Source organism: Paenibacillus anseongensis, assembly GCF_009757995.1.
In the GTDB taxonomy this organism is placed as follows: domain Bacteria; phylum Bacillota; class Bacilli; order Paenibacillales; family NBRC-103111; genus Paenibacillus_E; species Paenibacillus_E chondroitinus.
The window spans coordinates 141,154-164,630 of sequence record NZ_WSEM01000015.1 but is presented as its reverse complement, the minus strand read 5'-3'; the positions used below and the strand labels follow the sequence as shown (position 1 = coordinate 164,630).

The following is a 23,477-nucleotide window of genomic DNA, read 5'->3' as shown; positions in this document are numbered from 1 at the left end:
GTGACAGTATTTAACTTGCTTGTTTCACCAAAAGCTTGCTTTCCTCATTCAATCCAATACAAATCACCGTTTTGCCCAGCTGCTCATACTTCGCAATGGTTTTAGCGATAGCCGTAACAGCGGAGTGATCCCAAACATGCGAGCTGCTAAAATCAATCGTGATGGTCTCGGGGTCATTTCTATAATCGAATAAATCAATAAAATAAGTCATTGTGCCAAAAAATAACTGGCCGGAAACCCGATATGTTTTGGCTCCGTTAGCGTCTATCGAGGTAAAGGCCTTAATTTTTGCGGATCTCCAACCAAAAATGAGAGCACTTAACGTAACTCCGGACAAGACCCCAATGGCTAAGTTGGACGTTGCAACAACGATGGCGACAGTAATTACCATGACTAACGCGTCGCTTCTTGGAATTTTGGCTATCGTTCTCAGTGATTTCCAATCGAAAGTGCCTATGGACACCATGAACATGACACCAACCAATGCCCCCATCGGAATTTGCTTAACGACATTACCAAGCACCATGATCAAAAATAGCAAAAACACGCCGGACACAAAGGTGGATAGACGCGACCTTCCTCCTGATTTCACATTAATCACCGTTTGGCCTATCATCGCACACCCTGCCATCCCGCCAAAAAAACCGGAAAACACATTGGCAATGCCTTGCCCGCGAACTTCTTTGTTTTTATCGCTTTTTGTTTCTGTCATTTCATCCACGATCGTAGCCGTCATCAAGGATTCCGTAATACCGACCACGGCCAAAGCCAAGGAGATCGGAAGAATCACCCCAATGGCTTGCAGAGACAGATGGAAGTCAGGAACATGGAAAAACGGCAGTGTCTGCGTGATTTCCCCCATATCTCCTACCGTGCGCACATCCAGATGCAAATTGATCGATATGATGGTCATCACAATAATCGCAACTAACGCAGAAGGGACGGCTTTGGTTATCCGCGGCAGTCCATACACGATGACCAAGGTACCTGCTACCATCGCGTACATCTGCCAACCCGCACCTGCAAAGCTAGGAAGCTGAGCCAAGAAAATAATAATGGCAAGGGCATTTACAAAGCCAATGACAACCGAATGCGGAATGAAGGTGATAAATTTGCCGAATTTGAACACACCCATGAGATATTGAATGATACCGGTTAAAATGCTGGCGGCGAATAGATATTCAATGCCATACTTCGCTACCAAAGGCCCCATCAGAGAGGCCATCGCGCCAGTTGCTGCCGAAATCATCCCCATCCGGCCACCGGTGAATGAGATCACTAACGCAATGATGAATGAAGCATACAAGCCAACCATCGGGTCTACCCCAGCTAAAATGGAAAAAGCAATCGCTTCGGGGATTAAAGCCAAAGCCACCGTTATTCCTGACAAAACATCCTTTCGTACATTAAAAAACCACGAATCCTTCCATTTCCCGTACAACTATATTCACTCCTCAACTGATAAAAGAATTGATTTTGATTTTTCGCTTTCAGAAAAATCCACACCGTTATTGGCAGTACTTATTATACATAAATCTCGCCAATGTCTCTACGCACAAAAAATAACCGTCCTCCTGATGGAGAACGGTTATTTTCGTTATTGCGCAATCTGATCTTTGATCGATTGCAATATCTTCTTTTCCAATCGTGATACTTGCACTTGGGAAATACCCAGTCTGCTAGCAACCTCCGACTGTGTTTGATCCCTGAAATAGCGGAGGTAGACAATGAGCCGCTCCCGCTCGGAGAGCGTCCCGATGGCTTCGTTGAGCGCAAGCTTCTCGAACCACTTCTCTCCGCTTTCGTCGGAGATTTGATCCATTAACGTAATGGGATCCCCGTCGTTTTCAAAAACGGTCTCATGAATCGAGGAAAGCGGCTTATTCGCTTCTTGCGCGAAAACAACTTCCTCCGCCGTGATCATAAGCTCTTCTGCCACCTCTTTAATCGTAGGAAGCCTGCCAAGCCTTTTCGATAACTCGTCCTTCGTCTTGCGAATCTTATTAGCCAGTTCTTTGAGCGAACGGCTAACCTTGAGTGTTCCGTCATCCCGAAGGAAGCGCTGAATTTCGCCGATAATCATCGGCACCGCATAGGTTGAAAACTTCACATCATAGGACAGATCGAATTTGTCAACGGACTTGAGCAGTCCGATGCAACCGATCTGGAACAAATCTTCGGCTTCGTATCCCCGGTTCAAAAAGCGTTGAACCACAGACCAGACCAAGCGGATATTGCAGCTGACGAGTGTTTCTCTGGCGAGTCCATCTCCGGATTGGCTGAGGGCGATTAACCGTTTGACTTCCGAATCGTCTAAATAACTGTGAGAAGCATGCTTCAGATCGACATCCATAGATCAAACCCCTAATTGTATAAAGCTTTTTTAGATTCAATTCGCTTCAACATGTTTATTTTGGTTCCGATTCCGACGGCCGTCACAACTTCCACTTCGTCCATGAAATTTTCCATAATCGTGAATCCCATTCCGGAACGTTCGAGTTCTGGCTTGGATGTGTAGAGTGGCTGTTTCGCTTGTTCCAAATCATCTATGCCTGAGCCCTGGTCCTCAATCGTAATTCGGACTACGTCATCCTCAATTTTCGTTGTAATGGTAATTACACCATCCGGTTTATTGTTATACCCATGAATAATCGAATTCGTCACAGCTTCTGAAACGACCGTTTTGATATCCGTTAGTTCATTCAAGGTTGGATCCAATTGTGAAACGAAAGCAGCAACAGCGACACGTGCAAAGGCCTCATTCTCGGAACGGCTGGCAAACTGCAGCGTCATAAAATTGTGCTCACTCATAGTGCAACCTCCAAACTGGACATTGCATTACGTTCGTTATCCTGAATTGATACGATCTTGAACATTCCGGAGAGCTCGAACAAGCGATAGACAGCAGGCGAAACATCACATACGACCATCTTGCCGCCTTTACTCGTGATTTGCTTATAGCGACCGAGAATGACGCCCAGACCTGAACTGTCCATGAACGTAAGATCTTTCAAACTCAGGATCAAGTGATGCGTATGCTCTTTGGCAATCGCTTCCTCCATCCTGGCTTTGACGACATCGGCAGTATGGTGGTCCAGCTCGCCTTTCAATCTAACAATCAGCGCTCTTCGGCCTTGCTCGAATTCAATTTGCAGGCTCAACCTGTTCACTCCCCTCAGCTGAGAGACTTTGAGCTACACTCAAAGATCCCTAAATAAGTCTTGAAACTTAAGTTTCTACAACTGAGTTGGGAACTCCTGCCACCCCGACAAAACTAGAAGAAAAGCGCTAAAACTAGAAGAAAAGCCTGATTATTCGCGAAATCTCATCAATTATCTGTATGGAACATGTGCGAGGTCGTCCGCTTGAACAGCTTCCACCAAGACGCTTTATCCACAGCTACCGGTGACTCAAGAGGGTACTCCGTCAGCACATTATCCCCGCTGTATACGACAATTTTACCAATCGGTTGACCCATCGTAATAGGTGCTCGCAAGTTTGGCTCCAACTGCAGCTCATGTCGAATGTTATCTGTTGCCGTGCCCTTTTTCATTAAAATGCTGTAATTTTGCTTCGCAACTAACGGCACTGTCGAAACCTGGCCTTTGTTTACGGTAAAATTCCCCAGGCTATCGCCTGACTTGAATAAAGGATAGTTGGTATATTGGGCAAAAGCGTAATCAAACAGCTTTGTGACCTCCGCATTTCGCGTTTTAGTGTTCGGTTCTCCGAGCACGACAGCCACGACACGCAAATTATCCCGTTTGGCCGTTGCCGATAAACAGAATTTCGCTTCGCTGGTGTAGCCGGTTTTGAGGCCGTCTGCGCCGCTATAGAAGCGTACAAGCTTATTCGTATTTACCAACCAGAAAGGGTTTGGTGATTCTTTCCGCAGGTAATCCTGATAGGCACCGGTAAATTTCGTTATCCCTTCATGCTTAAGCAGTTCTCTGGACATGACTGCAATATCATTGGCTGTTGTATAGTGATTGGCGACAGGCAGTCCGTTGCAATTTGAAAAATGGGTATTTTTCATGCCAAGCTGCTGCGCGCGTTCGTTCATCATTTGCACAAAATTTTCTTCGGATCCTGCGATCTTCTCGGCCATCGCCACTGAGGCGTCGTTACCAGAAGCCATCGCAATACCCTTCAGCATTTCCTGAACCGTCATTTCTTCGCCTGGCTCCAAGAAGATTTGTGAACCTCCCATAGAGGCTGCGTATTCACTGACCCGGACTTTTTCATCCATTTTAATATTGCCTTTGTCAATGGCTTCCATGATAAGAAGCATCGTCATGATTTTCGTTATACTAGCTGGCGGAAGTTTGGTGTCTTTGTTTTTCTCCGCAATGACTGTGCCCGTGTCTGCATCCATCAATACCGCGGATTGCGCGTTCGGCGTTAAGTCGACCGTAGGCGCTTTTTTCTCTTCCGCATAAGCAGCCGGTAAGATCAGCATCACACATAACTGTAAACAGATTAAACTTATTAGCCCTTTTTTTCGCATAGCCTTTGTACCCCTCCTGTGAGATTATGAAGTGAAAACCAGACGCTTGCAGCTGGAATGACTGCTAATCAGTCTTGACGATTTTCCATCAAAATATTCCAAAGGAGGGAAAATAAAAAAGCTATCTCAAAGGTCTAAAAACCAGAGAGATAGCCTCTTGCATAGAACGAGTGTGAACCTGATCTACACGATCACATCATATATCAATTGAACAGGAGCCGGCTGACCAGCCGCAATCCGATAAGCCCCTTGAATCATTGCCGTAACTTCCTGTACATCTTCTCGATTGGCATGAATGGTGCAAATCGATTCCCCTGTCTGGACAGCGTCGCCAATCTTCTTATTCAAAGTCAGACCTACTGCGTAGTCGATCTGATCCTCTTTCTTGGCGCGTCCTGCGCCAAGCAGCATAGCCGCGATTCCGATTTGCTCGGCATCGATTTGATTCACATAGCCATCCCGCTCGGCTGGCACTTCAAAACGATAGCTCGCTGTCGGCAGCAGCTCCGGTTGATCAACCACCCTCGGATCGCCTCCTTGGCTCGCTACAAACCGCTTGAACGTCTCCAACGCCTTCCCGTTCATGACAATGTCGCGGACAGCCTCCTGCGCCTCTTCAAAGCTCTCAAACACTTTGCCCAGCAGCGACATATATGCCGCTACCGAAATCGCGACTTCGGTTAGCTCCTTGTCGCCAGTGCCGCGCAGCACTTCGATGGATTCGCGAATTTCGTTCGCGTTGCCGATTTCGCGGCCAAGCGGCTGCTCCATATCGGTGATCATCGCAATTGTATTGCGATTTAATTTCACGCCGATATCGACCATTGTGCGGGCAAGCACTCTTGCATCATCGACGGTTTTCATGAAGGCACCGGAGCCGATTTTCACATCAAGGACAATCGCGTCGGCGCCCGAGGCAATTTTCTTGCTCATGATGGAACTGGCAATCAACGGAATGGAATCTACTGTCGCTGTTACATCTCTTAGAGCGTACATCTTCTTATCCGCAGGAGCCAAGTTACCGCTCTGGCCAACAATCGCAATTTTATTCGTATTGACTGCTGTAATAAAATCCTCTTTCGATAATTCAATCCGGAAGCCCGGAATCGATTCCAGCTTATCTACGGTACCGCCAGTATGGCCAAGGCCCCTGCCTGACATTTTGGCGACTGGTACGCCGAGAGAAGCGACGATCGGGCCGACAATCAGACTGATTTTATCCCCTACTCCGCCAGTCGAGTGTTTATCTACTTTAATCCCGGCAATCTCCGACAGATCAATCATTTCCCCTGATCCAGCCATGGCCATCGTTAATGCGGATATTTCCTCACTGATCATGCCATTGAAGAAAATCGCCATCAACAGCGCTGACATTTGGTAATCCGGAATATCCCCTTTTGTGTAACCCTGTACGATAAACGTGATCTCTTGTTCGGTTAAAACCTCACCGGACCTTTTCTTATGTATTAAATCAACCATTCTCATATGAGTTCCTCCTTCAATAATAAATCGAAAAAAGGGAGCTGCTTGAGCCCCCCTTTGTACTAGTATTCTCTTTTATTGTACAACTAATTTAGCTTTCATTTTAGCGTGACCTTCGCCACATGGTAGTACGCAATCAATCTCATAAGTTCCCGGTTTGTCAAACGTAATTTCTTTTGAAGGGTTTTCTTTATCCAGCTTGACATCCAACCCTTTAATTTCGATTGCGTGTACGCCTTCTTTCAAAGACAAGGAAACTTTCGTAGGCTCGCCACTTTTGATCGTGTAATCGGTCGAGTCAAATTGCCAGTTAGAGGCTGCAATCTTAAGCTGTTGAATTTTGCTGCCGGCTTCCTCTGCTGCTTTCGCCTCTTGGCGTTCAGAGATATCTTGAAAAAGGACTCCCAGCCCCAGTGCGCCCGCAACGATAAATAACACAAAGAAAATCCACTTTTGCATGCATATCCCCCTCATAATGTGTTCACTTCATCTATTCTACCTAACATCGCGAGACAATCCCATACAGGTTTAGTGGCAAATCCTTGAATATTTTGTGACGGAATTGTGAATGAATCCTCGTAAAAACATCCCCCTTATCGGGGGATATTAACCTTACTATTTCCCACACGGATGTAAATTACACACCCTTCAGCCTCTCCCGAATTTGGAAGCCGCCGGACCCTTTATCCCAGTTGCACGTCACGCACAAAAGCTTTGACCAAAGCAATGAACTTCGGTTTCGTCCGATTGGCCACCGCGACAACCTGTTCATGCGTTAGAGGCTCAAGCTCCTCGCCCACCGCCATATCTGTAATACACGAAATCCCTAGGACCTTAAGTCCCGCATGACGGGCCGCGATAACTTCACCTACGGTGGACATCCCGATCGCATCGCCGCCAATTCGAGCCAGCATCATCAGTTCAGCCGGTGTGCAGTAAGTAGGTCCTGTAATCCCTGCATAAACGCCTTCCTGAAGCTTCAGAGGCACGCCGTCCTCTCCCACTACCGTTTGGGCCAGCTTATGCGCAAGCTCGCGATACTCGCGGCTGTACGCTTCGGACATATCCGGGAAGCGAACACCCAACTCGCTGTGGTTAGGTCCGATTAACGGATTGTCACCCGTCATGTTGAGGTGATCGCTAATCACCATGAGATCACCGGCTTTGAAGCCGCGATTCATGCCTCCCGCCGCATTCGTCATAACAACGGAATGAACGCCGATTGCTTTCATGACATACACAGGGAAGACAACCTTTTTCATATCATAACCTTCGTAATAATGAAAACGCCCCTGCATCACGATGACTTGCTTGCCTTCAAGTGTTCCTGCGACAAAACGGCCTTCATGCCCTTCAACCGTTGAAACCGGGAAGTGCGGCACTTCGCTGTAATCAATCGCAATCGGATTTTCCACCTGATTCGCCATATCGCCAAGCCCTGAGCCCAAAACTAGCCCGATAACAGGTGCGACATCCCCTAATTTCCCTTTAATAAACGCTGCTGCTTCATTAATTTTCTCTATGTACGTCAATGCCATGTTGAATCTCCTTATCTGATAAATAGCCTTAATTTGTAATTAAATAGCCTCAATAATGCCCAGTACCAATTTCAAAAACTTAGGTTTAACTTTCTCCGTCGTTTCCATCACTTCTGCGTGGGAAAGCGGTTGGTCCAAAATTCCGGAAGCCATATTGGAAATGCAGGAGAAACCAAGCACCTCAATGCCTGCATGACGGGCCACGATCACTTCAGGTACAGTAGACATACCTACGGAGTCACCACCCAGTGTACGGAACATACGTATCTCTGCCGGAGTTTCATAGTTAGGTCCGAGCAATCCGACATAAACGCCTTCTTGCAGTTTAAAATCTTGCGATGCCGCCACATCATGCGCCAATTTACGCAGACGTTTGCTGTACGCTTCCGACATATCCGGGAAACGAACGCCCAGTGCAGAATCATTGGGTCCGATCAATGGATTGCGGTAGGTCAAATTCAAGTGATCGCTGATAACCATCAAATCGCCGACTTGGTAAGACTCGTTAATGCCTCCAGCTGCATTCGTGACGATCAACGTTTCCACACCCAGCTCTTTCATAACGCGAACAGGGAACGATACGGTTTCAGCCCCATACCCTTCATAGGCATGGAAGCGGCCTTTCATGACCAATACTTGCTTGCCTTTAATCGTACCAACAACCAACTCCCCCGCATGACCTTCAACGGTGGATACCGGAAAGTGCGGAATGCGCGAGTAGTCAACGACGATCGGCTGCTCGATTAGGTCAGCAAGCACACCGAGTCCTGAACCTAAAATAAGTCCGATTTGCGGTTTAATTTTCGTTTCATTCGAAATAAAGGCGGCAGCCTCTTGAATCTTTTGAATCATGGATGTTTCTGACATGTTATATTCCTCCTTGGCTTTTTCAGTTGGGCAGTCGCTTTATTTGAGAAGATGCAGGAAACTTTCGCCTTGATCTGTAGGTTTTACGCCGAAATTATCGGCAATGGTAGCCCCTAGGTCAGCGAATGTTCCACGGATTCCTAGAGAAACAGGAGCCTCAAAGCTCGGGCTGTATAGCAAAATAGGCACATACTCGCGTGTATGGTCTGTTCCCGCGTGCACGGGATCGTTGCCGTGGTCCGCTGTAAGGATCAGCAGGTCTTTTGGCCCTAGCTGCGCTTTGAGCTGCGGTACGAAGCTGTCGAATTCCTCCAAAGCTCGGCCATAGCCTTCAGGGTCGCGGCGATGACCATATAACGAGTCAAAATCAACAAGGTTGGTAAAAGCCAACCCTTTGAACGGCTCGCCAAGCACTTCAATCGTCTTCTGTATGCCGTCTAAATTGCTTTTTGTGGATGTTGCTTTCGTGACGCCCTCTCCGTCAAAAATATCATTGATTTTTCCGATGGCAATGACATCATATCCCGCGTCCTTCAAGTGATTCATCACGGTCGGCTCCGGCGGCTTCACCGCATAGTCATGCCGATTCGGCGTACGCTTGAAAGCGCCCGGCTGGCCGACATAAGGTCTCGCAATGACTCGGCCAACTGCAAATTCACCTTGGGTTAGTCGTCTCGCAATTTCACAAGCGCGGTACAGCTCTTCAAGTGGAATCACATCTTCGTGAGCTGCCAACTGGAATACGCTATCCGCCGACGTGTAGACGATCCAAGCCCCTGTTTTCATCTGCTCTTCGCCAAGCTCGTCAAGAATTTCTGTGCCAGAGGCCGGTTTATTTCCAATGACCTTGCGCCCTGTTTCCTGCTCAAACTGCGAAATCAATGCTTCCGGGAATCCATCCGGATATACGTTAAAAGGTGTAGAAATTCGTAACCCCATCAATTCCCAATGCCCCGTCATCGTGTCTTTTCCAACCGACACCTCGGCCATTTTGCCATAATAAGCTTCTGGCGCGTCGTCTGCCGGGATGCCTTTTATCTCAGCGATACTGCCCAGACCCATCCGCTGCAAATTAGGAAGCGAGAATCCGCTCACTCTCTCCGCGATATGTCCAAGCGTGTGGCTGCCTGTGTCGCCAAACGCTTTGGCATCCGGTAATTCGCCGATGCCTACGCTATCCAATACGATTAAACCTATTCGTTCAAAGCGCACACTTGTCCCTCCAAATTGTTCACAATGTTATCCACCCTTGATTATCGCATTTCCACTCTATGAATGCAAAACAGCAGCTTTCCCTTTTCCTTCAGGAAATCGCCGCTGTCATCTTTACATATTCGCTCTCGGATGAGCGCGGTTGTAAACATCTTTCATTTTGAGCTTGGTAACTTGTACATACAGCTGTGTAGACGAAATATCGGAATGTCCGAGCATCTCTTGGACGGATCTTAAATCTGCGCCATTCTCGATCAAATGGGCAGCGAAAGAATGCCGCAAGGCATGAGGTGTGATTTCACTTTCAATCTTCATCTCATTTGCATATCTTTTCAAAATTTTCCAAAAGCCCTGTCTCGTCATCCGTGTCCCTAAGTGTCCAATAAATAAAGCTTCTTCGTCCGCCGACTTCTTCAACAATTTCTTGCGATCTTTATGTATATAGGCGGATAAGCAGCGAATAGCGATTGAACTAAGCGGGATATTACGCTCTTTGTTTCCTTTTCCCATACAGCGAATGAAGCCAAGTTGCAATTGAACGTCATCAACGTTCATCGAGATCAGTTCGGAGACGCGAATTCCCGTTGCATACAGCAGTTCAAGCATCGCTTTATCGCGCACGCCGCTCACAAGCTCAAGATGAGGCGCATCCAGCAATTTGCCAACCTCTTCGACGGAAAGCACCTTGGGCAGCTTTTTTTCGGGCTTAGGCGCTTCAATGAAAAGGGACGGATCTGCGTCCACCAGACGTTCTCTCACCAGATACTGATAGAAAGCACGGATCGAAACAAGATTCCGAGACAAAGTAGCTGTAGCTCTGCCTAACAATTTCAATTGAGATAAGAAACCCACAATGTTGGCTTTGCTTGTTTCTTTCCAAGCTGTAATCCCCTGCCGCTCTAAATAGTTAACAAACTGCTGCAGGTCTCTTTCGTAAGATTCCAGTGTATTCTTGGATAGTCCGCGTTCTACAGACAAAAATCGGATGAAGGATTGCAAATCAACCATCATCATGTTATGTAGCTCCTTCGTTAACCTGCCATATTTCTAACAGATAGCATTCAACGATGGACCTCCGAACTCCTCTTTTATTCACCATACCAATAAAATAAGCGCAGCCTGTCACTCATTTTATCTGACTCCGGAAACGATGCATGCTCATGCTGTCCAAATACCTTGACCGAATTGCCTGCTGGCGCACGATAGCGGTTCACAGGCTCTATCCAGCTGGTGAGTACTACCATCACTTGATACAAAACAACCGTTAATATCATGAAAAGCAGCATAAAGCGCAAGCGAACAAGTAATTTTCGATAGGAAAAAATCATAGGCCAGGTCCCCATTTCTGTCCCTTTCTTTAGGACAGGATATGAGGCTCAGGCCCTGTTTATGACAGATCGGACAACTTCACATACGGCATCCCCAGCGCTTCAGCAACCGCTGGATGGGTTACGCTGCCTTTGTACGTGTTAACCCCCAATTGCAGAGCGTAATTAGCTGTGATTGCCTCTGTCAATCCTTTATTGGCAAGCTCCAAAGCGTAGGGCAATGTTACGTTCGTCAAGGCAAGCGTCGAAGTGCGTGGGACTGCGCCGGGCATATTCGCTACTGCATAATGCACGACGCCGTGTGTTTCATAGGTAGGGCTGCTATGCGTAGTCACCCGGTCGATCGTTTCGATCGAACCGCCTTGATCCACGGCGACATCCACGATGACAGCTCCAGGCTTCATCGTTTTGACCATCGCCTCTGTCACCAGTCTTGGCGCTCTTGCTCCTGGAATAAGCACGGCCCCGATCAAGAGATCCGCCTTGGCAACGGCGCTTGCTATATTAAACGGATTCGACATCAAGGTATTCAGCCGGCCACCGAAAATATCGTCCAAGGCACGCATCCGATCCGCGCTCCGTTCGATAATGGCGACATTAGCTCCTAAACCAAGCGCCATCTTGGCTGCGTTGGTCCCGACAATGCCTCCACCAAGGATGACAACATTCGCTGGCGGTACGCCTGGCACGCCGCCCAATAAAATGCCGCGCCCGCCATAAAACTTCTCCAGAAAATGAGCGCCGATCTGGACGGACATACGACCGGCAACTTCGCTCATTGGCGTTAGCAGAGGAAGCGATCCATTGGCGAGCTGAATCGTTTCATAAGCAACACCAGTCACCTTCTTGTTTAACAGGTGGTCTGCCAAATCTCCCGCTGCAGCCAAATGCAAGTAAGTGAAAAGCACCTGTCCCTCGCGGAAATAGCCATATTCGGCGGGTAGCGGTTCTTTCACTTTCATAATCATATCGCTGCGTGCCCATACCTCAGCGGCATCCGCTATAAGAACGGCGCCTTCCTTGGCATAATCCTCGTCGCTGAACCCGCTGCCCGCTCCGGCACCGGCTTCAACGAGCACTTTATGTCCTGCCATAATAAGCGTCGTTGCTCCGCCGGGAGTCAAAGCGACGCGGTTTTCATTATTTTTTATTTCCTTTGGGACGCCGATCACAAATAATTGCTCCGTCATTCGCGTCTACCTTCTTTCTCATGAACGTTAGTCATAATGTACCCATGCTTCCAGTCCAATTATGTGGAAGGAGATTCTATTTTCTAATATCCAGTATATGAGAAATAAGCAAAAATGCCTGTACGCACCACATGTGCTTACAGGCATTTTCTTTGTATAAACAGCTCTTATTCCGCGCTGTTATTTTTGGATTTGTCCAATGAGTCCGGTTTCCCTCGTTCGTTACAGCGATAGCATATACCTTGAAAATCAAGTCGATGATCCAGTACTTGAAAATGAAAATCCTTATCCAGCCTTTCTTCCAAAGGCCCGAGCCAGTCTTCCATAATTTCGTCCACGGTCCCGCATTGAACGCAGATTAAATGATGGTGATGGTGACGTGTGCTGTCATCGCGCAAATCATAACGAGCTACGCCATCGCCAAAATTCATTTTCTCCAAGACATGCAGCTCACTCAGCAGCTCTAATGTTCGGTACACGGTTGCCAGACCGATTTCCGGAGCTTTATCCTTCACAAGCATAAACACGTCTTCGGCACTTAGATGATCTTGTTCATTTTCTAATAGTACACGCACAGTCGCTTCCCGTTGAGGGGTAAGCTTGTACCCTTGGGATTGCAACTGCTGCTTAATTTTCTCAATCCTTGCTTCCATATGCCTCCCCCTCAGAAAGGTGGGCATCCAAGCCCAATTTTAGCCACTCTTTTCATTATAGGGGGAGCTTACTGACAAAGTCAAACAGAAACATGTTGTTTTCTGTCATCCATAGAGCGGAACCAGCATCGGCGTGACCCATTTCATCATCAATTGCGACACATATCCCTCCCAAAGTGCTGCTCCAAGAAGGAAAACACCCATTAGCAAGGTCAATGTTGTGAACCGCATGAAGGGTTGGTACATGTTGCCATTACGGCTCATAAACCGATTTTTGATCATATAAATGGAAAAAGACATCGCTGCAACACTACAGAAGAGAATCGCCGGAATGACGATCAAATTTTGCGGAGCTACAGAAACCAGCGCGAACAACATGCCTTTCCAGGACATTTGACCGACCAGATAGCCAACTGTAAAGCCGATCAGCACACCCTTGAGGAAATCCAAAACCAGGATGAGCGGAAGGCCAATCACGGACAACCCAAACAACCAGATCAGTAAAATCCACTTCATGTGCATGCCAAAAGATTGAACGAATGACTGCCTGCTGTCAAATTCGCCGCCATCGTTAATCTCATGGAAAAAGCTTCCCAAATGACGCGTCATTTCCTGCTTTTGCTCCAAGGAAAGCGCATTAACCATCACAGCACCGAACACAACACCAATGAGAAAGAGTACGGAGACGAATATAAACAGCGGCAAATTGTCCTTCATATATTGTTTCATCGTTAGGTTCCTATTCACTCTCGCAGCTCCTCCCGTGTGTACAACCTCTACAAAGACAAGCTTATGAGCGAGAGCTGGAAACTATGAACGATTTTTCACTTTGCCATATCTGCCGCCTCCGCCAACCTCAAGCGAAAGCGTACCTTCACGCGCACCGACCAGGTATGCGGCTATTTCTTCACCTACTTCACTTACCAGCTCTTCCTGCGTTGTGCGATGCAGCACATTCATCTCCGTTCCAAAACGGTGAAGCAATTGATTCAATTTCTTAGGACCAAGCCCAGGGATAAACTCCAGTGGGACTTGAAAATGATACGCCGGCCTGTAAGGTGGCAGATACGGCTCTTGGCGATCCGCCAAATCCAGTATTCGATCCATAACGCCTCGAACGATTTTATTGCTGCCGCAATCTGTGCAGCGCTCTACTGTGCCCTCTTGCTCATCTAGAACGGCTTCACACAAGGAGCAGTAGGTTCTATGATACTTGCCCAACCGGGGATTCAACCCGTAATTTGCGACCACGCCACGCCCTTCTTGGCGATGAAGCGCCTTAACGAGCTCATCATAAGTAGGCGCTGCTAACTGTATCTCGTTATACTCACGCCCGATTTTACCCAGCGAATGCGCATCTGAATTGGTTATGAATGTAAAAGGATCCAGCTCAGAAATCAGTCCCGCCATCTCCGAATCGGCGCTTAGTCCAAGCTCCACAGCTGAGATACCTTTCAGATCAAGCAGATTTTCCATCCTGCTCGTTGCGCTGCCGTAGACGCTTTTGTGAGGTGTGAAAATGTGAGCGGGAATCAGGATTCCCCCCCTGCCAAGCACCTCCTCCTGCAAGACTCGCGCAGGCACATAGATTCGCTGTGAGCTGAGCTCTACATTTTTCATGTACCCCTTCATCCAGTTTGTAAATCCCTGCATGACCTCGAGATTGGGCATATACGCTAATAAATGTGCCGGCCCCATGCCAGGTTCCCTGACTTCAATCTCACTTCCCAGCAAGACGGTTGTATCCCGGTACCCGATACCTCCGCCCTCCAGTTCCACCATCTCGCCACGATCCAAATAGGTCAGGATGTCGTTTTGCACGGAAGGCGAATGGCAGTCGATAATGCCGATGATCTCCATCCCTTTGCGAACGGCCGCTTCATGGGCAATATTGAAAAAGGTAAGGTTATTCGCGGCGCTAATCTTAACAGCTTGGCCGCTCTCCGTTCGTCCAATATGAATATGAAGGTCTACGTAATAAGACTTCATCTTAGATCTGGCCCGTTAACTTGTATAGCTGCCAAGCGTACACAGCCATAATGGTTTTCGCGTCGCTGATACGCCCTTCCCGCATATACTGCTGAGCTTGCTCCAGGGTAATGGCTTCACATTCCAGAAATTCATCCTCATCCGGATTGGCGTCTCCTTTGACCAAATCTTCCGCGATATAGAGATGAATAATTTCATCAGCAAATCCCGGGGACGTGTAAAAGGAGCTCACCAACCTCACGTTGTCAGATCGGTATCCCGTTTCTTCCTCCAACTCGCGTAAAGCCGCTTTCAACGGTTCTTCCCCTGCATCCAGTTTGCCCGCCGGGATTTCAACCTGACTTTTCTCCAATGGTTTTCGATACTGCTCCACGACGATCATTTTATCCCCAATCAATGGAATGACCGCTACGGCACCAGGGTGCCTCACGATTTCTCTCGTTGCCGTTTCCCCGTTTGGCAGAGTAACAGTATCTAGCTGAAGGGATATGATTCTGCCTTTATAAATGGATTCCGTTTGTACAGTAACCTCTTCGAATTTCTTATGTACGGTCATTTCGACACCTCATCCTCATCAATTTCTAAAATGGCATAACTTGTCCTACTTTTGCATATCGATCATTATATCAAATTTCAACCGGAAAAGAGGAAGATCGATATGAAGAGCTATATCGCGGAAAAACAAATTCGTCTGGTGGGAAAAGCCTGGGAAATCAAACGCCAACTTGAGCTCATGGTGCAGCAAGGCGGGCCGAACATCACGTTGATCGATTATGCAGCTGGATTGCACAATCCACCGCAGCGCACACGCCTTGGAAATAAGCAGGATCCTGCCATAATCCCCTTCCCATCGAGGTAATCGGCAGCGGATATGGGCGTAAGGACTCCGCGATTTGCTCCGCCGATACAGATGGCATCATCCTGATTTGATGCGTCTCCAAACGGTTCAGTTGCTCTTGAATGATCGCATATTCCTCAGCAATATTTTGCGGAAAAGGCAGGATAGCCGGACATCTCGCAGCAAGCTCCAAAGCTGTTAGGGTATGATGGCTAATCCCTCGATGCCGTGGCCGCTCATCGGCAAAAGAAAGGCGCGGAATCACAATCGGAGTCCCGCCTAAGGCGTATACGGCATTAACGAGCTCACCGACTTCAATCCCGGAATAGCCGTATCGTGTACCTGTCCCAACAATCCCAGGTCCCATCGTTACGAGACATATGTCCGCTTTGGCAGCATGTTTAGCAGCAATCAACGCGCTAAATTTGTTCACTGCCTCCAACTTCCCACCATAAGCCTGACCATACGTTATTGTGCTTTGAAGCCACCCCATGGCCTCCAGTTGTGCGATATGCTGACTCCAAGCTAGCGGGAGAGCGCCGCCGTCCGTCATGATATAGGCAACGTTCCTCGCCATTTTTACCGGCTGATTCGGCTGATTCAGCTGCTGCTCACGGTATCGAAGCCAACACAGCGCCACAGGAAGCATACTGTGTAATTCCCCAAGCAAGACAGGCATCCCCTCCAGCGTTTTCTCCTTTTGAAAAAGAGGATGAAACCTGCTGTTCTCTTCCTCCACAGCAAGCACACTCCGCTGCAACGGGGTGTATTTGAGTTTCATAATATGTCCATCGGATAAACGTTCAGCATCAGGGAGATCACTGTCCATTGCGTCAGCAGGGAGGACGATGTGATAACCTCCTGAGCCTAATCCAAGCTCCTCAGCCGTTACATTCAGAATAACCACATCACCGGGACGAAGCGGCGGTGAACTATCGGTATAATGGACAGCGCGCTCCTCCTTGCCGCTATGCCGCATGATCACACAGACGACCTGCAGCCCTTCCCTAACCGAAATGATCGTGCTTACCTTGCCTTCCGCCCGCCTCAGCATCCCTATCTCCCCCTTGCAGCTCGTTACTTCTTGCAGCATATGTGACTTAGCGCAGAGTTAAGCTTATTATCAAAAAAACCGATTAGCGCGCCAACATAACATTTGGCATCAACTAATCGGTATCTATCGTTTTAAACCTTTGCAGCTTCTTTCACAAGAGCAACGACCAATTCAGCCGTTTTGACCAAATCGCTAATGGCGATATGCTCTTTGGTCGTATGAATTTCGTGGTAACCAACGGCAAGATTCACCGTTGGAATCCCCATGCCGTTAAAGATGTTCGCATCGCTGCCGCCACCGGAGTGGAACGTGCGAGCTGTTAATCCAAGCGTAGACAACGCTCTGGAAGTAAGCTGAACGATTGGAGCAGAGTCATCATGCATATAAGAAGCATAAACGATGTCTGCGTTAAACTCGCAAGTCGTTCCTGCATCTGCCGCTGCGGATTCACAAGCTTCTTTCATCGCAGCGATTTGCGCTTCCAGCTTATGCTGCACAATGCTGCGAGCTTCCGCTTCCATCTTCACTTTATCGCATACAACGTTAAGTGGACCTACGCCGGAGAAACTGCCGATATTCGCCGTTGTTTCGTTGTCAATGCGACCAAGCGACATGCGCGAAACAGCCTTGGAGGCAACTTGGATGGCACTGATGCCATCTTCCGGATTAACGCCTGCGTGCGCTGATTTGCCATGGAAAATGATCTCGATTTCCGCACGTCCCGGCGCTGCAGTAGCAATATCACCGATGCTGCCATTGGAATCCAGTGCGAAGCCGAATTCGGCTTCCATCATGCTGCGATCCATGGCACGGGCACCTTTCAGGCCGCTTTCTTCCCCTGCCGTAATAACGAATTGAATACGGCCATGAGGAATGTTTTGCTCCTTAAGCACTTGAATACCTTCGAGCATAGCAGCGATCCCTGCTTTGTCGTCACTACCTAGGATTGTAGTTCCGTCGCTGCGGATGTAACCATCTTCGCCAATTTGTGGCTTGATGCCTTTGCCAGGAGCAACGGTATCCATGTGCGATGTGAAGAAAATCGTCGGTATTGCGGCATTGCTGTCCGTCGCTTCCAATGTACAGATCAAATTGCCTGATCCGTGACCGCTTTTTGCCATCGAATCATCTTCAACGACCTTTAAGCCTAATTGACTGAACTTCTCTTTCAGCACCACACAGATTTCTTGCTCAAAGCGTGTTTCACTGTCTACTTGAACGAGTGATATGAATTCTTCCACTAAACGGTTTTGCTGAATCATGTACTTTCCTCCGATACTCACTATGGGTTACAATAATACGGTACAAGCTTTTACGATAAAGGAGTGACTCTTCATGTTGCAGAATAGACGTTGGTTTAAAGTCGTGATTTACGTAATGCTCATCACCATGCTGCTATCGAGCATATTGTTTACTGCCGGATTATTTTTTGATTCCTAGTTTAATAAATTTTTGTATCGGCATTGTAACTTTCCAAATTTTCTTTGACTCTCTGCAGGAACCTACCACAGATCACACCATCCAGAATGCGGTGATCAAGCGACAGACACAGGTTAACCATAGAGCGGACTGCGATCATATCTTGAATAACGACAGGCTTCTTCACAATCGATTCGAAGGTCACAATGGCTGCTTGCGGGTAGTTAATGATCGGATAAGACAGAATCGAACCGAAGGAGCCTGTGTTGTTAACCGTGAACGTTCCGCCAACCATATCATTCAAGGACAACTTGCCGGCACGCGTCTTCTTCGTCAATTCATCAATTTCTCTGGCCAGTCCGGCGATATTCTTTTGATCCGCCTTCTTGATCACTGGCGTCATAACCGAATCTTCCGTCCCTACGGACAGAGAGATATTAATATCGCGTTTCACGATAATTTTATCTACGGCCCATACCGAGTTGATAATCGGGTAATCTTTAATCGCATTCACGACCGCTTTCATCATGAAAGCCAAATAGGTTAAATTAATGCCCTCGCGGCGCATAAAGTCGTCCTTCACTTTATTCCGCAGTACCACGAGATTCGTAACATCCACTTCGATCATCGTCCATGCATGCGGGATTTCCGTTACACTTTGGCGCATGCGAGTAGCAATGGCATTACGAATTGGCGTTACATCAATGAAGTGCTCATTGCGCGAGTCGAGCGAATGACCTTCCGCTTCAATGAGCGGCGTTTGTGGGTTCGCAGAGAGATGGATGCCGGAGCTGCGCACTGGCAGATTGGCAGGCTGCGTCTCAACTTGCGGAGCCGGCGCACTGCTTGCTGCCGGTGCTGCTTGCTGATTCACATGAACAGCCGCAGCCGCAGCTGCAGGAGCCGATTTGGAGCCGCCACCTGCGACGAATTGCTCAACATCCTTGCGCGTAATTCTTCCGCCAAGCCCTGTCCCAGGCACACGTGATAAATCTACGTTGTTCTCTTGGGCCAGGCGCTGAACTGCCGGTGAATAACGGCCGCGCATGCTTTGGTCACTGCCTTCTTCCGGCACGAACACACTCGTGCTCCCCGCCTGTTCCGCAGCAGCAGCAGGCGAACCAACTGCTGCTCCTGCCGACTCCTCGATCAAACAAATGGCCTCGCCGACAGCCGCAGTTTCACCGTCGCCGACAATAATTTTCACTAAGGTGCCTTCAATCGGTGAAGGCATTTCTGTATTTACTTTCTCTGTGAAAAGCTCACAGAGTACGTCATATTGCTCGATATAATCGCCTGGCTTTTTCAGCCATTTGCCGATTGTAGCCGATACGAGGCTTTCCGCTAAATGCGGAACCGTTACCTCTGTGAGTCGACCGTTCGTTTGGTTCATGGGTGTACCTCCTAAGTTCAGGAAATGATCAATGGCATAAAATTAGACCAAAGGAATTGTAAAGCGATTAAAACATGGCAAGCTGGCGCATAGCTTCCTTCAGCTTATCGCTATTGAGCAAGAAGAACTTCTCCATAGGAGGGTTGCTGCCCACAGCCGGTGCGTCCGGTCCGCAAAGTCGAGCGATCGGTGCATCAAGTTCAAACAGCAGTTCTTCGGCGATGATGGCGGACACTTCGGCGCCAACGCCGCCTGTTTTGTTATCTTCATGCGTGATGAGCACCTTGCCCGTCTTTCTCACAGCTTCCAGGATTGCCTCTTTGTCCAAAGGCTGCAAAGTTCGCAAATCCAGCACGTGGCAAGAAATACCTTCCTTCGCAAGCTCCTCAGCGGCTTGCAGTGCAAAATTCACGACCATCCCGTAAGCGATGACCGTAATGTCCGTACCTTGGCGCTTCACGTCCGCTTTGCCGATCGGCACGATGTAGTCCTCTTCCGGCACATCAGCGGTCAGCGCAAGATACGCCTTCTTATGCTCGAAGAACAGCACGGGATCCGCATCACGGATCGCTGCCTTGAGCAATCCCTTCGCATCATACGGATTGGAAGGCGCGACGATTTTCAAACCCGGCGTGCCGAAGAAAACCGATTCCGGACACTGGGAATGGTACAAGGCGCCTGCGCCGGTCGCCCCGTAAGGCGCACGAATCACAATCGGGCAAGACCAGTCGTTATTGGAGCGATAGCGGATTTTCGCCGCTTCGCTTAGAATTTGATTTGTCGCCGGGAAGATGAAATCGGCGAATTGAATTTCGGCAATCGGCTTCATGCCGTACATTGCCGCACCGATTGCTACACCGACGATAGCGGATTCCGCAAGCGGTGTATCCAACACGCGATCTTCTCCAAACTGATCGCGAAGCCCTTTGGTGGTGTTCAAGACACCGCCTTTGCCAACGTCTTCACCGAGGACGAAAACATTGTCGTCGCCTTGCATTTCCTCCTGCATCGCAGATCGGATAGCTTCCAAATAAGTAATGACTGCCATAAATTAGTGGTCATCTCCTTCTGCGTAAACGTGGCGAAGCGTATCTTCCGGCTTCGGATATGGAGCTTGATCCGCGTATTTCGTAGCTTCGTTAATCTCTTGCTTAAGTTCTTCCTGAAGCTCACGATCCTGCTCATCGCTCCATAGACCGCACTCCATCAAATATTCTTTGAACTTGACAATTCCGTCTTTTTGACGATTTTCCTCAACTTCTTCTTTCGTGCGGTACAGCATATCATCATCGGAAGTGGAGTGCGGCATCAGACGATAAGACATCATTTCGATCAGGGTTGGACCTTCTCCGCGAGCTGCGCGATCTCTTGCTTCCTTGGTAACACGATACATTTCCAAAACATCGCTGCCGTCGACTTGAACGCCCGGGAAACCATATCCAAGTGCGCGATCTGAAATTTTTCCGGCTACTTGTTTATGAAGGGGAACCGAAATGGCGTATTGATTATTTTCACAAACAAAAATGACAGGCAGTTTATGTACCCCGGCAAAGTTGCACCCTTCGTGGAAATCTCCCTGGTTGCTGGAGCCTTCTCCGAAAGAGACGTAAGTAACCAAATCTTGCTTTTTCATTTTGGCGGCAAGCGCAATACCTGCAGCATGAGGGACTTGCGTCGTTACAGGAGAAGATGCTGTGACGATATGATTTTTCCGGTCACCGAAATGACCCGCCATCTGTCTGCCGCCGCTATTAACATCCTCTGCTTTACAGAATACGGCAAGCATAAGATCCTTCACGGTCATACCAACCGCAAGAACAAACGCATAATCACGATAATAAGGCAGGAAATAATCTTTTTTGGCTTCCATGGCGAAAGCCATCCCTACTTGACCTGCATATTGCCCCATCCCGGAAACGTGGAAAGGAATTTTGCCCGCACGCTGAAGCATAAAAGCACGTTCATCATATTTAGCCGCAAGACTCATGACTCTATACATACGAATAACGACTTCGTCAGATAACCCTAATGTTCTATGCTTATAAAGCTGACCAATGGACATGGAGGTTGCCTCCTTAAAATAATTTAGATGCTATTCTTATTACCTGGTCCTAAGACTTGACTCTATAAGCTTATTATAAACGCAAACGCTTATGATTACAATTTTTTATCCGCTAATGGCAATTCCATCCACAGCAAGCATAGCCTCGCCTAAAGCTTCGGACAAAGTAGGATGCGGATGAATCGTTTGTCCGACTTCCCAAGGCGTCGCGTTCAGCACCTGAGCCAAAGCCGCTTCGGTAATGGAATTCGTCACATGCGGTCCGATCATATGCACACCGAGAATGTCATTGGTCACACTGTCGGCAATCACTTTCACGAAGCCGTCGCTATCGCCGTAAACAAGCGCTTTCCCAATCCCTTTAAAGCTGAATTTGCCCACTTTTATTTGATGACCAAGATCGATTGCTTGCTGCTCCGTATACCCTACGCTGGCAATTTCAGGTCTCGTATATGTACATTTAGGGACCAGATGCGCCTGAAGCTCGTGAGGTGTTTGACCTGCGATATGTTCTGAAGCAAGAATTCCTTCATGCCCTGCCATATGCGCCAACATTAACCCGCCAATCACATCGCCGACCGCATAAATGTGGGATTCCGTTGTTTGCATATAACGATTCACACGAATGACGCCTTTATCTACTTTGATATCTGTGTTTTCAAGTCCGATGCCCTCAATATTGGCTGCTCGACCAACAGAAACAAGTACTTTATCAGCTTGCAGCTCGATCAGCTCGCCTTGCTTGTCCGCTTGTAGCGTGACCGAACCCTCCGCGATCTTCACAGAGTCAGGCAGCACTTTTGCACCAGTCACCAAGTTAATGCCGCGCTTTTTTAACAAGCGCTCAAGCTCCTTGGAGATATCGCCGTCCTCCAGACTTACTAACCGTTTCTCATACTCGACAATTGTCACCTCAACACCGAAATCACGCAGCATCGAAGCCCACTCGACACCAATCACGCCGCCTCCAATGATGATGATTGACTTCGGAAGCTCGTTCATCCGCAGCGCATCTTCGCTTGTCATAATGTGTGTGCCGTCAATCTCAAGCCCTGGCAAGCTGCGAGGTTTGGAGCCGGTCGCGATCACCAAATTGCTCGAAAGCAGTGTTTCGATATCGCCGTCTTCTTTCTCAACAGATACGGCTCCACTGCGTGGCGAGAAAATCGAAGGACCGATGATACGTCCATTTCCGTAATGAACGGTAATTTTATTTTTCTTCATCAGGAATTGCAGCCCTTGGTGGAGTTGATCAACGATACGCTGCTTGCGTGCAATCACATTCTCGAACTTGAGTTCAAGAGAGCCTGCAGTGATCCCGTATTCCTCGCTTTTTTTCATAGTTGCATAAACTTCGGCGCTTCGAAGCAAGGCTTTGCTTGGAATACAGCCTTGGTGCAAACAAGTGCCACCCAGCTTCTCTCTTTCAACAACCGCCACCGTTTTCCCTAGCTGAGCAGCCCGGATAGCAGCCGTGTAACCGCCAATTCCGCCGCCTAGTACAACAACATCATATCTATGTTCACTCATTATATAATTCCTCCTATTGCCTTCTGTGCCATCATAGTCTCTACTATATTACCCTTTTTTGGATCGGAAATCATAGTCTTATTTGTGAATTAGACAGGCAAACCGTTTCAGAGTATGATGATAGAAATACTATGATCCCTAGATGTAAGGAGCAGCTATGAAAGCACCATTTTACCGATTTATTGCCATTCTTCTACTCGTTATTCCCGGTTTGACAGCAACTTATGGATTTCTCTCCATGAAAGACGCTTTTTTCGCACAGTTCGACACGGACGGCCACATGCTTTGGGGGAAATTTTTACTAGGCCTAATTCTATTTCTATTGGGTGTCGCTTTTATTGGTGGATGGACTTTCTTCCGCGACCGCAAACGCAATTATCTGGCTCCCAGATTTAAAGCCAAACGGCGCAAATAG

At 48.0% G+C, this 23,477-nt stretch carries 25 protein-coding genes and 1 pseudogene; 3 read left to right on the top strand and 23 right to left on the bottom strand.

The genetic code is table 11. The features are described from left to right. Positions 1–10: 10 nt before the first annotated feature. From GON05_RS15625 to GON05_RS15545, 17 genes are all read right to left on the bottom strand, one after another. Positions 11–1,441 carry a SulP family inorganic anion transporter gene (locus GON05_RS15625; RefSeq protein ID WP_157319959.1) on the bottom strand — a complete coding sequence of 477 codons (1,431 nt, stop codon included), beginning with the start codon at positions 1,439–1,441 and terminating at the stop codon, positions 11–13. A 156-nt stretch (positions 1,442–1,597) separates the two neighbouring features. Further along, on the bottom strand, positions 1,598–2,353 hold the full coding sequence (sigF, locus tag GON05_RS15620) for an RNA polymerase sporulation sigma factor SigF (RefSeq protein WP_029192952.1): 756 nt from the start codon (positions 2,351–2,353) through the stop codon (positions 1,598–1,600). Between the two features lie 11 nt (positions 2,354–2,364). After that, on the bottom strand, positions 2,365–2,811 hold the full coding sequence (spoIIAB, locus tag GON05_RS15615; RefSeq protein ID WP_127458239.1) for an anti-sigma F factor: 447 nt from the start codon (positions 2,809–2,811) through the stop codon (positions 2,365–2,367). After that, positions 2,808–3,161: an anti-sigma F factor antagonist gene (spoIIAA, locus tag GON05_RS15610; RefSeq protein WP_127458238.1), complete on the bottom strand. Its 354-nt coding sequence runs from the start codon at positions 3,159–3,161 to the stop codon at positions 2,808–2,810. The genes spoIIAB and spoIIAA overlap by 4 nt, the downstream gene beginning before the upstream one ends. A gap of 167 nt (positions 3,162–3,328) precedes the next feature. After that, on the bottom strand, positions 3,329–4,459 hold the full coding sequence (locus GON05_RS15605) for a D-alanyl-D-alanine carboxypeptidase family protein (protein WP_246239195.1): 1,131 nt from the start codon (positions 4,457–4,459) through the stop codon (positions 3,329–3,331). 231 nt (positions 4,460–4,690) lie between these two features. Next, the gene (locus GON05_RS15600; RefSeq protein ID WP_157319957.1) at positions 4,691–5,992 is read right to left on the bottom strand and encodes a pyrimidine-nucleoside phosphorylase; all 1,302 of its coding nucleotides are present in this window, start codon (positions 5,990–5,992) and stop codon (positions 4,691–4,693) included. A 72-nt stretch (positions 5,993–6,064) separates the two neighbouring features. Further along, positions 6,065–6,448, bottom strand: a complete 384-nt coding sequence (locus GON05_RS15595; RefSeq protein WP_127458235.1) for a cytochrome c oxidase subunit II — start codon at positions 6,446–6,448, stop codon at positions 6,065–6,067. A gap of 224 nt (positions 6,449–6,672) precedes the next feature. Next, the gene (locus GON05_RS15590; protein WP_157319956.1) at positions 6,673–7,527 is read right to left on the bottom strand and encodes a purine-nucleoside phosphorylase; all 855 of its coding nucleotides are present in this window, start codon (positions 7,525–7,527) and stop codon (positions 6,673–6,675) included. Between the two features lie 39 nt (positions 7,528–7,566). Next, on the bottom strand, positions 7,567–8,394 hold the full coding sequence (locus GON05_RS15585) for a purine-nucleoside phosphorylase (RefSeq protein WP_157319955.1): 828 nt from the start codon (positions 8,392–8,394) through the stop codon (positions 7,567–7,569). A gap of 39 nt (positions 8,395–8,433) precedes the next feature. Then, positions 8,434–9,606: a phosphopentomutase gene (gene deoB / locus GON05_RS15580; protein ID WP_181646558.1), complete on the bottom strand. Its 1,173-nt coding sequence runs from the start codon at positions 9,604–9,606 to the stop codon at positions 8,434–8,436. Between the two features lie 114 nt (positions 9,607–9,720). Continuing rightward, positions 9,721–10,617, bottom strand: coding sequence for a site-specific tyrosine recombinase XerD (gene xerD, locus GON05_RS15575; protein ID WP_157320054.1), 897 nt, complete (start codon positions 10,615–10,617; stop codon positions 9,721–9,723). Between the two features lie 77 nt (positions 10,618–10,694). Further along, the gene (locus GON05_RS15570; RefSeq protein WP_157319954.1) at positions 10,695–10,934 is read right to left on the bottom strand and encodes a DUF4227 family protein; all 240 of its coding nucleotides are present in this window, start codon (positions 10,932–10,934) and stop codon (positions 10,695–10,697) included. A 59-nt stretch (positions 10,935–10,993) separates the two neighbouring features. Next, the gene (ald, locus tag GON05_RS15565; RefSeq protein ID WP_157319953.1) at positions 10,994–12,124 is read right to left on the bottom strand and encodes an alanine dehydrogenase; all 1,131 of its coding nucleotides are present in this window, start codon (positions 12,122–12,124) and stop codon (positions 10,994–10,996) included. Positions 12,125–12,291: 167 nt separating this feature from the next. Next, the gene (fur, locus tag GON05_RS15560) at positions 12,292–12,777 is read right to left on the bottom strand and encodes a ferric iron uptake transcriptional regulator (RefSeq protein ID WP_127458229.1); all 486 of its coding nucleotides are present in this window, start codon (positions 12,775–12,777) and stop codon (positions 12,292–12,294) included. Between the two features lie 105 nt (positions 12,778–12,882). Further along, entirely contained in the window at positions 12,883–13,524 is a 642-nt protein-coding gene (gene spoIIM, locus GON05_RS15555; RefSeq protein WP_309492296.1) for a stage II sporulation protein M, read from the bottom strand. A 63-nt stretch (positions 13,525–13,587) separates the two neighbouring features. Beyond that, the gene (locus GON05_RS15550) at positions 13,588–14,766 is read right to left on the bottom strand and encodes an endonuclease Q family protein (RefSeq protein WP_157319952.1); all 1,179 of its coding nucleotides are present in this window, start codon (positions 14,764–14,766) and stop codon (positions 13,588–13,590) included. Position 14,767: 1 nt separating this feature from the next. Next, positions 14,768–15,322 (bottom strand): NUDIX hydrolase, encoded by a 555-nt coding sequence (locus GON05_RS15545; protein ID WP_157319951.1) that lies wholly within the window; start codon positions 15,320–15,322, stop codon positions 14,768–14,770. A 102-nt stretch (positions 15,323–15,424) separates the two neighbouring features. Between GON05_RS15545 and mciZ the strand changes: the two are divergent. Beyond that, positions 15,425–15,490: pseudogene (gene mciZ / locus GON05_RS40075) on the top strand (Z-ring formation inhibitor MciZ); the annotation flags it as partial. Positions 15,491–15,524: 34 nt separating this feature from the next. Here mciZ and GON05_RS15535 read toward each other — a convergent pair. Both GON05_RS15535 and GON05_RS15530 read right to left on the bottom strand, forming a co-directional pair. Beyond that, complete coding sequence (locus GON05_RS15535) at positions 15,525–16,658, bottom strand: DUF3866 family protein (RefSeq protein WP_157319949.1); 1,134 nt, start codon at positions 16,656–16,658, stop codon at positions 15,525–15,527. A gap of 131 nt (positions 16,659–16,789) precedes the next feature. Further along, the gene (locus GON05_RS15530; RefSeq protein ID WP_157319948.1) at positions 16,790–17,920 is read right to left on the bottom strand and encodes a M20/M25/M40 family metallo-hydrolase; all 1,131 of its coding nucleotides are present in this window, start codon (positions 17,918–17,920) and stop codon (positions 16,790–16,792) included. Positions 17,921–17,993: 73 nt separating this feature from the next. Between GON05_RS15530 and prli42 the strand changes: the two genes are divergently transcribed. Next, on the top strand, positions 17,994–18,098 hold the full coding sequence (gene prli42 / locus GON05_RS15525; protein ID WP_307719957.1) for a stressosome-associated protein Prli42: 105 nt from the start codon (positions 17,994–17,996) through the stop codon (positions 18,096–18,098). Position 18,099: 1 nt separating this feature from the next. Here prli42 and GON05_RS15520 read toward each other — a convergent pair whose 3' ends face one another. The 4 genes from GON05_RS15520 to lpdA form a co-directional block, all read right to left on the bottom strand. Beyond that, positions 18,100–19,470 (bottom strand): dihydrolipoamide acetyltransferase family protein, encoded by a 1,371-nt coding sequence (locus GON05_RS15520; RefSeq protein WP_157319947.1) that lies wholly within the window; start codon positions 19,468–19,470, stop codon positions 18,100–18,102. Positions 19,471–19,537: 67 nt separating this feature from the next. Further along, complete coding sequence (locus GON05_RS15515; protein ID WP_157319946.1) at positions 19,538–20,518, bottom strand: alpha-ketoacid dehydrogenase subunit beta; 981 nt, start codon at positions 20,516–20,518, stop codon at positions 19,538–19,540. A 3-nt stretch (positions 20,519–20,521) separates the two neighbouring features. Continuing rightward, on the bottom strand, positions 20,522–21,532 hold the full coding sequence (locus tag GON05_RS15510) for a thiamine pyrophosphate-dependent dehydrogenase E1 component subunit alpha (protein ID WP_127458221.1): 1,011 nt from the start codon (positions 21,530–21,532) through the stop codon (positions 20,522–20,524). A 105-nt stretch (positions 21,533–21,637) separates the two neighbouring features. Then, positions 21,638–23,062 carry a dihydrolipoyl dehydrogenase gene (gene lpdA / locus GON05_RS15505; protein ID WP_157319945.1) on the bottom strand — a complete coding sequence of 475 codons (1,425 nt, stop codon included), beginning with the start codon at positions 23,060–23,062 and terminating at the stop codon, positions 21,638–21,640. A gap of 157 nt (positions 23,063–23,219) precedes the next feature. Between lpdA and GON05_RS15500 the strand changes: the two genes are divergently transcribed. Beyond that, positions 23,220–23,477, top strand: a complete 258-nt coding sequence (locus GON05_RS15500; protein WP_127458219.1) for a DUF2627 domain-containing protein — start codon at positions 23,220–23,222, stop codon at positions 23,475–23,477.